A 7,718-nucleotide genomic window follows, 5' to 3' on the forward strand; every position below is an offset into this window, starting at 1 on the left:
TGCCTCAACGAGGCGGCCGGGCGATGGAGACTCAACAGCTAACTCCAACAGCGCCTTGTTTTTTGGTTGCCGCGTTACGCTGCAATCATCCGATCCGGCGTGGCACTTCGGTGCCCTACGATGCGGGCCCTTCCGGTCGGGCATTCTCGGCGGCCTCGCCATGCCAGCGCCGCAGAGCACGCTGGAAGAACATGCTGTTGGGCAATTGCAAGGTGACGCCATGCGTGTGATCGCCACTTTCCAGTAGCGTGGTGTAGACGAGGTTGATGTCGAGCACGCGTCCCTTGATGCCGGGTTCATTGCCTTTTTCCACCAGTTCCACCAGATCTCCTGCACGGAAGGCGCGGGTGGTGTAGATCAACAGGGCGCAGAAAAGATTGGAAAGCACACTCCAGGCTGCAAAGAAGGCTACGGCGCCAACGGCTGCGAAGCCCGTGAAGGCTGTCCATAACACCGAACCGGAAACGCCCATGCGCTCCAGCGACCAGAGCAGGGCACCACTGAAGATCAGCAGGCTGACGACGCGACGCGAGAGCTGGACGACACGAGGAGGGAAGGAATAGGTGGTGGTCAGGCGCTTGATGAAGTGCCGGGCGATGCGTGTCGTGATCCATGCAGCCAGCATGATGGCCACGACCTGCAGGACGACGGAGAAAACGTCGAACCATTCGATGGCCCACTGTGGCAGGTTTGCCTGGATTGTCTGAAGGTATTTGTTCATCGGTAAGGCTTTGATGAATACGAGGGTGATCGCTTCCGGGCGGTGGGGAGCGCGATTTTATAGGCAAACGGAGCGACTGGTCTGGACTGTCGGCAGGTTCGACGGCCTGACGTCGGGTGTAGTCCCGTCGAAAACGTGAGTCGCGACGGCGATTGTTCTGAAAGAGAGGGAGGGCAGGCTGGCGCTTTGCGCTCAACCTGCCCCAGAGGAAAGTGCGGCGTCAGCCGCTGGGTGACGATCAGGCTCGACTTATTTGCCGACGGCTTCCTTGGCCTTGTCCAGAGCATTGCCGGCTGCATCCTTGGCATTTCCTGCTGCTTCCTTTGTCTTGTCGATGGCGTTGCCGGTTGCATCCCTGATCTCTCCGGCGACTTCCTTGGTCTTGTCGGCAGCGGCGGATGCTGCATCCTTGGTGGCATCCCAGGCTTCGCCTGCAGCGGACTTGGCATCTGCCGCCGCATCCTTCGCGGCTTCAACGCCAGAAGCGGTGGCCTCGGCCGCTGCTTCGCCGGCCTTGTCGATGGCTTCGCCGGCTTTTTCCATTGCTTCGGTGGCAGCTTCCTTGCTGGCTTCAGCGGCGGACTCCTGCTTGCCGCATGCGGTGATAGAGAGTGCGAGAAGGCACGCGAACAGGGTGGAGAGGGTCTGTCGGTTCATATTCGGCTCCTTGTTGGGTTGTGATTTGCAAGGCAGATGGCTGCATGCCGTGCCTGCAGGGGCGACTTTACGCAATAGGGCCGCCTTGCTTCACGCGTTTCTGCCTGAAGGGGCGGGCCTGCGATCCCGCCGGGATTCGCCTCTGTGCGCCTGAATCGGGCACAATGCGCGCCCTTGCGGCCTCTGCATTCCTGTACTGCATGGCGGGGCCGTTCCGTTTTTTCTGATGAGAGAGCACCGAAATGAGCGCACTGCCTGCCTGCCCCCAATGCAATTCCGCCTATACCTACGAGGATGGAGCGATGCTGGTCTGTCCGGAATGTGGGCACGAGTGGCAGCCGGGTGGCGAGGCCGCTGGTGCAGGCGACGAACTGGTGGTCAAAGATGCCAATGGCAATCTGCTGGCCGATGGCGACAGTGTCACCGTGATCAAGGATCTGAAGGTCAAGGGATCCTCTTCGGTGGTGAAGGTGGGTACCAAGGTGAAGGGAATCCGCTTGGTTGAGGGCGATCACAACATCGATTGCAGGATCGATGGTATCGGCGCGATGAAGCTCAAGTCGGAATTCGTGAAGAAGGCCTGAAGCAGGCGTTCAGGCCTTTTGTCTGTAGGCGCAGTGCCCGGGGCGCGGCCCCAGCGTCTCCGGGTGTTTGCGACAGGTGTCGGGCCGTCGTTCGTAAACGGTGCAGCGGCGGGTCTTGGCATTCAGATAATGGCAATCGCCGCTGGCACGACGCGCAAGTGTGAACAGCGCATAGCGGTGGTTGAAGTGCTCGACCACGCCGGCCCTCTGCAGGCGTTTGGCTATCTGGCGCGGATCTTCGTCTAGTTCGAACTCGTCGACCACGCCGATGCGTACGAGATCCCAGCCGTGAAGAATCTTGTGGGTGCGCATCAGATCAGCGAGGGGCCCTTGACGATGGCTTCCGCGTCGGCCGGCGTGAGCCGTACCGAAGCTCCACAGATCACGATCACGATGAGCCATTCTTCAAGAACTCGCTGTTGGGCGGGATCCAGGTCTACGAACTGACAGCCGATGAGGCCGTTGACTTCGTTTACGGCAATGGCTTGCCCACGGATGCGGTCACCAAAACCGTCGATCAGGCGCATCTCGAAATCGAAGGTTTCGCCTTCCACGAGGGCTTCGTCGGGCGGGAGGCTGAACCCATCGATGGAGAGATCGTTCAGCGTGATCCGTTTTCCTGCGACCAGGATGTCGATACAGGGCTTGCCATCGCGTTGGGCTGCAAAACGCTGGTGTTTGCGTCGTTCCTGGTATTCGTCTTGAGTACTCATCCGCAGATTGTTCTAGGTGTTGAAGTGCGCCTGATGCGGCCGGGCAATGGTAGCGGAAGTCGTGTGGCGGGTCAGCCAGGTTTCCACGTAGTGGTGGAACAACCAGCCGGCCGTGAGGCTGAGCCACCAGGCCAGCAACATGCCGCCGAGTTGCAGCCAGGGCTCGGGTGCCACCCAGTGTGCAAAGGCGGCATTCACCAGCAGGCAGACCGGGTAGTGCACCAGGAATACGGAATAGGAAATCCGGCCGAGCAGGGCGATCGGTGCCCAGGTAGGGCGATGCGCAGGATGGCGCGCAGCGAATGCAAGCAACATGGCACAGCCGAACGCCAGGGCCAGGCGCGGGCGTTGTTCGAATAGCAGTGCCCCCAGGGTGATGAGTGCCAACAGCAGCAGGCCAGGCCAGAAGTGGCGGCTGCGTTGTAGCCATCATACGGTGATGCCGAGTCCGTAGGCGCCGAAGAAGTAGGGGGCCCAGATATCCAGTTCCGGCTGGCGGTTGAAGCCGTACAGCGATGCCAGCGTCAGTGACAGCACCAGCAGCGGTGCAAAGTTGGCGAAGCGGCCAGCGTGGCGTCCTAGCCACATGAGGGCGGCGAAGAGGGCGAAGAGCTGGAAGTCGATGGCCACATACCATACGCCGGCGGAAAGGGATTCATGCCCAAGGATCTGCTGCGCCAGGAGAAGATGCGCCACCAGTTGCCCCAGCGCAGGCGCAGTGGGGGTGTCTGGCAGGGGATGGATTGTCCGTACGAGGGCCGCTGCCGCAATGGCCAGTCCCAGGGCGGCGAACAGCGGCAGAGCCAGACGCAGATAGCGTTTCCAGAGCAGCCCGGGCAGCGTGAACTTGGGTTTGGTGATATGTCCTGAGGGTGCAAGGGATTGTGCGGCCAGATAGCCGCCGATGACCAGGAAACATTGCACGGCCATGCGTGCGTAGTCGTACAGCCAGTCGATCAGATCCGGGGCGTAGGCGTGGTCCGACATCGGGCCGTAGAACGCCAAGTGATGCAGGACGATGAGTTGCGAGGCAAGAGCCTTGAGCGTGTCGATCAGAGGATTGGGCGCGGTGCGCATGGGAGGGGAGACGCCCCGCGGGCACGGGGCGTTTTGATGGGATCGATGTTATTGGCAGGACACGACGTTGGAGAAGATGTTGCGTGCCTCGCACTGCTGCTTGGTCAGTGGCCAGTGGTTGGAGAGCGGCAGGAAGAACAGGCTGCTGGCGATGATGGCCGCGGTGAAGCCTGCGGCGATGGCGGTTCGCTTGCGCAACGTGAAACCGTGGAAATCGCACAGATGTTGCCAGTTCAGCACGATCAGGATGTAGCTGATGAGCAGGCCGATGAAATAGTGATACAGGTACATCACGCGCTGGGCGCCAAGATACAGGTGCAGCAGCATGAACAACACGTACAGCCCCGTGAAGACCTCGATCAGCTGATAGCTGCGCTTCTCGCCCATCGGCATCTTGAACAGGCGATGATTGGCAATGGTCAGCAGGGAGAGCAGCACGGCGGCCAGGCCCAGGTACCAGGAGAACTGGTTGCCAACGAGCTGGACGTAACGGGTCATGCCATTGGCCGAATCCCAGCGATAGTTGATGGTTTTGTTCATGGCCGGCCAGTTCATCGGGTGTGAGCCGTTTTCGCCGGGTTTGCAGACGTCGAGCTTCGGCACGCCTTTGTTGTCGACCTGCATGAAGTTGAAGTAATCACGGCTGATGGCGAAGAGCACCGAAGGCGTCATGGACTGGTGCAGGTTCACGTAGTCCTTGTAGGTGGCGGACATATGCGCCAGATCCTTCTGACCCGCCGGGTCCCGCGGGCTGGGCGACTGGTCGGCGATCAGGCCGTGCAGGCCGAATACGACGAGCGCAACGATAGCCAGTGCAGCAGTCGCGGCGCCGCTCTTGGTCAGGAAATGGCGTGCATGGCCAGCCAGCGAAAGACCTGCACGCGCGCCTGCATCCTTGAAATAGAGCACCGGAAACAGGGCCAGCAGCAGTGCAGCATTGACCTTGACCATGATACCCAGGCCGCAGAGTGCACCCAGTGCTGCGTACTGTTGCCAAGGGATGGCGCCTTCGCGTTTCCACAGGCGGACGAACAGCCACAGCGCACCGAGGCAGAAGAACATCTGAAAACTGTCGAGGTGCACCGCGCGGAAATGCACGATGAAGGCGTTCTCGAACAGGTACAGAGAAGAGAGCAACAGTGCGATGAAACGGTTGTCGGTGAGGGCGAACATCAAGCCGAAGAACATCACCGCAGCGAATGCGCCGAACAGGCTGGGCATGAAGCGCATGCCGGCGAAGGAAAAGCCTTCCGGCAGGTTGTCGCCGGAAATGTACTTGTCCCGTACCAGGGCGCTCTTGTCGATATCGGCATTGGCCCCGGTGAGTGCCTCGCCGGCGGCAATCAGCAGCTTGCCCAGCGGCGGGTGGGTTTCCATGTGGGCGATGCCGTCGATGTAGCGCTGTGCCGAGGTGACGTGATAGTTCTCGTCCCAGAAGGCGTGGGGCGGCTTGTCATGGCCCGCGAAATACATCATCAGGCCGATGATCAGCACGAGCGCCATGCACAGCGTTGTGCGCAGCCAGGCGGGCACGGTTTCGATGCGCGCGGAAACGGCGTCGAACTGCGCGCCGATACGGCTTGGGGAAATCGGCGAGGTCTGTTCCGTGGTTTCGGGTTGTTTTTCCCGGTTCTTTGGCTTGGCCATGTTTATTGTGTCTCCTGTCCCTAGGCGGCATCGGGCTGCCGTCCTGTCAAAACGCAAGCGCGCGAGTGTGCTGTCGGTGGCTGCGCGGTGTCAATGCGCAGGGTCAGGCGGGGCGTAGAATGCCGGGCTTGCGGACGCCTCCGTCCGTGCCTGCCTGTAGTGGAGTTCCCATGTCGCCTTCCGGGTCCGAACATTTCAGTTTTCGGGACTTGCCGCGTGCTCTGTGGTTTTTCCTCGCCGAAGAGCGCTGGACCTACCTTTTCTTCTTCTTCGTGCTGCTCCTGGTGATGTTCTACACCCTGGTGCCGCCGCTGCTGATCGGCATGATCGCCAACTTCCTGATCGGCTTCATGCAAGCGGAAGAGAGCGTACGCCCTAGTGCGACGACGCTGTTCTGGCTGGTGGCGTTGCTGGCGGGCTCGTACGCGGTGGTGGCGCTGGTGCGTCTGTCCAGCAAGCGCATGCTGGGCAAGATCAGTTTGAATGCGCGCTACCGCGCCAAGGTCTGGGGATTCGAGCGGCTGTTGAGCTATTCACTATCCTGGCACCAGCAGGAAAGCACCGGCAACAAGGCGCAGCGCATTCTCACCGGCGCGGAGGCCGTGCGGGAATGGACCAGCGAGGTGATCAACAGCCTGACAGGCGCGTTCGCCGCCTTCGTGGGGTCGCTGGTGGCCTGCATGCTGCTGCATCCGGCCTTCATCCTGTTCTTCGTCTACTACCTCGGTGTGTTGATCGCCATCGAGGGATATTTCGACCATCGCATTTCCAGGCTTTCCGATCGCATCAACAAGTCGCTGGAAAATGCCAGTGGCAGCTTTGTCGAAAGTGCTTCCAACATCCTGGCCGTGAAGGCGATGGGGGCGGCGAACAACATGACGGGCAGCATCGCGCAGCGCGAGGAACTGGCACGTCAGCTGTCTTACGAGCGCCTGCGGCTTTCCAATACCAAGTGGATGTGCTTTCAGATCCACAACAGCGTGTCCTGGGGCTTCTATCTGCTGGTAATCGGGTTCATGGTCATGAAAGGGCATTTGCTGCCCGGTTTCTTCCTGACCTATGCGGCCTATTTCGATCGTCTGCGCGATTCTTCCGTCGAATTCACCGACCGCATCCAGATGATGATCGAGCGCAAGTCGAACCTCGGCCGCATGATGTCGATCTTCTGGGGCAAGAATCCGCTGGCGCGCGGAGAGAAGCCGTTTCCGGCGCAATGGGATGCGATTACCTTGCAGGACGCGGTCTTCCGCTACGGCGACAAACCCGCCGTAGGCCCGCTGTCGCTCACCATCCCGCGCGGAGAGATCATCGGCGTGGCGGGGCATTCGGGCTCGGGGAAGTCGACGCTGATCAAGCTGCTGCTCGGCCTCTATCACCTGGAGCGTGGCGAATTGCGCATCGGAGAGACGCCGGTGAGCGAGATCGAGCACGAGGCACTGACCAGCCAGGTCACCGTGGTGTTGCAGGAGACCGAGCTGTTCAATTTCTCGCTGAAGGAAAACCTCACCATGATGCGTGAGGTGGATCCTCTGTTGTTGCAGCGTGCCTGCCAGATTGCCTGTCTGGACGGTCTGATCGCCCGCCTGCCCGAGGGGCTGGAGACCGTGGTCGGCGAGCGTGGCTATGCACTCTCGGGGGGCGAGCGCCAGCGTGTGGGCATTGCCCGCGCGATCTGTCGCAATGCGCCGATCCTGCTGCTGGATGAAGCGACTTCGGCGCTGGATTCGGAGACCGAGGCGCATGTGATGGCAGGACTCATGCAGGAAGAGTTCGCCTTCGGCCGCACAATGATCGTGGTGGCGCACCGTATCAGCACACTGCGCCAGGCGGATCGCATCCTGGTGTTCGAGCGTGGGCAGATCATCGAGGAGGGGGATTTCACCACCTTGTCACGCGATGCAAGCACCCGTTTCGGGCATATGTACGTGTTGCAGTCGAGCTGAGCGCTCAGCGCGCTTCTTGTGCAGGGCAATCCCCGCACAAGAAGCGCGACGCAGTGTCAGCGAGCCATACATTTCAACCCGGAGGGCTCGTTCGAAAGCGCCCGCATGGCTGCGTGACAGCGCCTCGACAGGGACCACCCCTGCCTTTGTTGCTGTGCCTTTCCCTGCGAATGCTTTCGAAAAAGCGCGATCGGCAAATTTCAGAACTTGTACGTTACGGTAAGTACGCTTTTGCGCGGCTGACCGTAATAAATCTGGTTACCGGCAAAGTCGAAGTAGGTCTTGTCGAAGAGATTGCTGATGTTCAACTGCGCTGACCATTGAATCGCCCCGGGTTTCCTAGACAGCCCCGAGCTTCATGAAATACTGTTTTTCA

The 7,718-nt window shown here is 60.5% G+C and carries 7 protein-coding genes and 1 pseudogene; 2 read left to right on the forward strand and 6 right to left on the reverse strand.

The window, feature by feature from the left end:
- Window positions 1-115 precede the first annotated feature (115 nt).
- Both BGI27_RS17110 and BGI27_RS17115 read right to left on the reverse strand, forming a co-directional pair.
- Window positions 116-721: a mechanosensitive ion channel family protein gene (locus BGI27_RS17110; RefSeq protein WP_095525998.1), complete on the reverse strand. Its 606-nt coding sequence runs from the start codon at window positions 719-721 to the stop codon at window positions 116-118.
- Between the two features lie 249 nt (window positions 722-970).
- Complete coding sequence (locus tag BGI27_RS17115; RefSeq protein ID WP_179290512.1) at window positions 971-1,378, reverse strand: hypothetical protein; 408 nt, start codon at window positions 1,376-1,378, stop codon at window positions 971-973.
- Window positions 1,379-1,620: 242 nt separating this feature from the next.
- On the opposite strand from BGI27_RS17115, the gene BGI27_RS17120 reads away from it, so the two are divergent.
- Window positions 1,621-1,962: a zinc ribbon domain-containing protein YjdM gene (locus tag BGI27_RS17120; RefSeq protein ID WP_095525999.1), complete on the forward strand. Its 342-nt coding sequence runs from the start codon at window positions 1,621-1,623 to the stop codon at window positions 1,960-1,962.
- 9 nt (window positions 1,963-1,971) lie between these two features.
- Here BGI27_RS17120 and BGI27_RS17125 read toward each other — a convergent pair whose 3' ends face one another.
- The 4 genes and pseudogenes from BGI27_RS17125 to BGI27_RS17140 form a co-directional block, all read right to left on the reverse strand.
- Window positions 1,972-2,274: a YkgJ family cysteine cluster protein gene (locus tag BGI27_RS17125; RefSeq protein WP_223871890.1), complete on the reverse strand. Its 303-nt coding sequence runs from the start codon at window positions 2,272-2,274 to the stop codon at window positions 1,972-1,974.
- Window positions 2,274-2,675: a PilZ domain-containing protein gene (locus BGI27_RS17130; RefSeq protein ID WP_095526001.1), complete on the reverse strand. Its 402-nt coding sequence runs from the start codon at window positions 2,673-2,675 to the stop codon at window positions 2,274-2,276. The genes BGI27_RS17125 and BGI27_RS17130 overlap by 1 nt, the downstream gene beginning before the upstream one ends.
- Window positions 2,676-2,687: 12 nt before the next feature.
- Window positions 2,688-3,752 (reverse strand): annotated as a pseudogene (locus BGI27_RS17135) (acyltransferase family protein).
- Window positions 3,753-3,800: 48 nt separating this feature from the next.
- Window positions 3,801-5,399, reverse strand: a complete 1,599-nt coding sequence (locus tag BGI27_RS17140) for a phospholipid carrier-dependent glycosyltransferase (RefSeq protein ID WP_095526002.1) — start codon at window positions 5,397-5,399, stop codon at window positions 3,801-3,803.
- Between the two features lie 170 nt (window positions 5,400-5,569).
- Here BGI27_RS17140 and BGI27_RS17145 point away from each other — a divergent pair, with 170 nt between their 5' ends.
- Window positions 5,570-7,342 carry an ABC transporter ATP-binding protein gene (locus BGI27_RS17145; RefSeq protein ID WP_095526003.1) on the forward strand — a complete coding sequence of 591 codons (1,773 nt, stop codon included), beginning with the start codon at window positions 5,570-5,572 and terminating at the stop codon, window positions 7,340-7,342.
- Window positions 7,343-7,718: the final 376 nt, after the last annotated feature.

The organism is Candidatus Dactylopiibacterium carminicum (genome assembly GCF_014736495.1).
Classification (GTDB): domain Bacteria; phylum Pseudomonadota; class Gammaproteobacteria; order Burkholderiales; family Rhodocyclaceae; genus Uliginosibacterium; species Uliginosibacterium carminicum.

Coding starts and splice junctions, on each gene's coding strand:
- BGI27_RS17125 (WP_223871890.1), bottom strand. CDS start 2,274: ATGCGCACCCACAAGATTCTTCACGGCTGGGATCTCGTACGCATCGGC.
- BGI27_RS17145 (WP_095526003.1), top strand. CDS start 5,570: ATGTCGCCTTCCGGGTCCGAACATTTCAGTTTTCGGGACTTGCCGCGT.
- BGI27_RS17115 (WP_179290512.1), bottom strand. CDS start 1,378: ATGAACCGACAGACCCTCTCCACCCTGTTCGCGTGCCTTCTCGCACTC.
- BGI27_RS17110 (WP_095525998.1), bottom strand. CDS start 721: ATGAACAAATACCTTCAGACAATCCAGGCAAACCTGCCACAGTGGGCC.
- BGI27_RS17140 (WP_095526002.1), bottom strand. CDS start 5,399: ATGGCCAAGCCAAAGAACCGGGAAAAACAACCCGAAACCACGGAACAG.
- BGI27_RS17130 (WP_095526001.1), bottom strand. CDS start 2,675: ATGAGTACTCAAGACGAATACCAGGAACGACGCAAACACCAGCGTTTT.
- BGI27_RS17120 (WP_095525999.1), top strand. CDS start 1,621: ATGAGCGCACTGCCTGCCTGCCCCCAATGCAATTCCGCCTATACCTAC.